The organism is Streptomyces sp. 7-21 (assembly GCF_016741785.1).
Taxonomy (GTDB): domain Bacteria; phylum Actinomycetota; class Actinomycetes; order Streptomycetales; family Streptomycetaceae; genus Streptomyces.
The window spans coordinates 1-417 of sequence record NZ_JAERRL010000050.1; the positions used below are offsets into that span (position 1 = coordinate 1).

The following is a 417-nucleotide window of genomic DNA, read 5'->3' on the forward strand; positions in this document are numbered from 1 at the left end:
TGTGAGCCCGATGAGCCAGGCGGCGCAGAACCTGAACTGGTTGATCACCAATTTCGTGGAGAACACGCCGGGTGTGTCGCACACGGTGGTGGTGTCGGCTGACGGTCTGCTTCTGGCGTTGTCTGAGGGGTTTCCCCGGGACCGTGCGGATCAGCTGGCGGCGGTGGCGTCGGGGCTGACGTCGCTGACGGCTGGTGCGTCGCGGATCTTTGAGGGGGGTGGGGTGAACCAGACGGTGGTGGAGATGGAGCGTGGGTTCCTCTTCATCATGTCGATCTCGGACGGGTCGTCGCTGGCGGTGCTGGCGCATCCGGAGGCGGACATCGGTCTGGTGGGGTATGAGATGGCGCTGCTGGTGGAGCGTGCCGGTACGGTCCTGACACCCGACCTGCGTGCCGAACTCCAGGGAAGTCTGCT

The 417-nt window shown here is 65.2% G+C and carries 1 protein-coding gene; it reads left to right on the top strand.

The genetic code is table 11. The features are described 5' to 3' along the window. Window positions 1-10: 10 nt before the first annotated feature. The coding region (locus JK356_RS21525; RefSeq protein ID WP_201870354.1) for a roadblock/LC7 domain-containing protein at window positions 11-417 on the top strand (407 nt) is incomplete at its 3' end.